The 716-nt window shown below is 71.9% G+C and carries 1 tRNA gene and 1 pseudogene; one reads left to right on the top strand and one right to left on the bottom strand.

The window, feature by feature from the left end:
• Nucleotides 1-317 (top strand): annotated as a pseudogene (locus FRZ03_RS16400) (hypothetical protein); the annotation flags it as partial.
• Nucleotides 318-455: 138 nt separating this feature from the next.
• Here the strand turns inward: FRZ03_RS16400 and FRZ03_RS16395 are convergent.
• Nucleotides 456-539: transfer RNA gene (locus tag FRZ03_RS16395), tRNA-Leu, on the bottom strand.
• Nucleotides 540-716: the final 177 nt, after the last annotated feature.

Raw genomic sequence — 716 nt, 5'->3', positions numbered from 1 at the left:
TGGCCCTGGCCCTGGCCCTGGCCCTGGCCCTGGCCCTGGCCCTGGCCCTGGCCCTGGCCCTGGCCCTGGCCCTGGCCCTGGCCCTGGCCCTGGCCCTGGCCCTGGCCCTGGCCCTGGCCCTGGCCCTGGCCCTGGCCCTGGCGAGATCCGAACCCGACGCGCACATCCCGGTCGGCGGGCCCGCCAGGAACGCAGCCACCTGCCGCGCCAACTCGGCACCGGCCGACTCGGTGTTGCCCCACTCCGGCGGAACAGGCTCACGCGACGGCCCTCAACCGGCCTCGGCGCAACGCCTGTTGCCGCCCCCGGAACCCTGAGACCTTCCTCACACACACGCGCCCGTGCCATGGCTCAACCCGGAGATCACGCGGAGAGCACCCGGAGAAGACCCTGAGGAAGACCCGGAGAAAGAGGAATGGGCGGCATCGCCATTGCGATGCCGCCCATTCCCACTGTGCGCGAGGGGGGAGTTGAACCCCCACGCCCTTGCGGGCACTGGAACCTGAATCCAGCGCGTCTGCCTATTCCGCCACCCGCGCATTGGGTGTGTCTTCCGGTTCCTTCCCTTTCGGGCTGGCCCCTTCCGACATGCAGAACATTAGCACGTCGTACGGGGTGGGTTCACATCCCTTCCTCTCGCCCCGGACCAGCCCGGGTCCACGACGCCGCCCTCGGCACCCGCCACCACCCGCACCGCGACGCCCGGGTGGCCGTGC

Origin of the sequence: Streptomyces misionensis (assembly GCF_007896895.1) — a bacterium.
In the GTDB taxonomy this organism is placed as follows: domain Bacteria; phylum Actinomycetota; class Actinomycetes; order Streptomycetales; family Streptomycetaceae; genus Streptomyces; species Streptomyces misionensis_A.
Note: the sequence above shows the minus strand (reverse complement) of the source record. Positions and strands in the feature narration are given on the sequence as shown.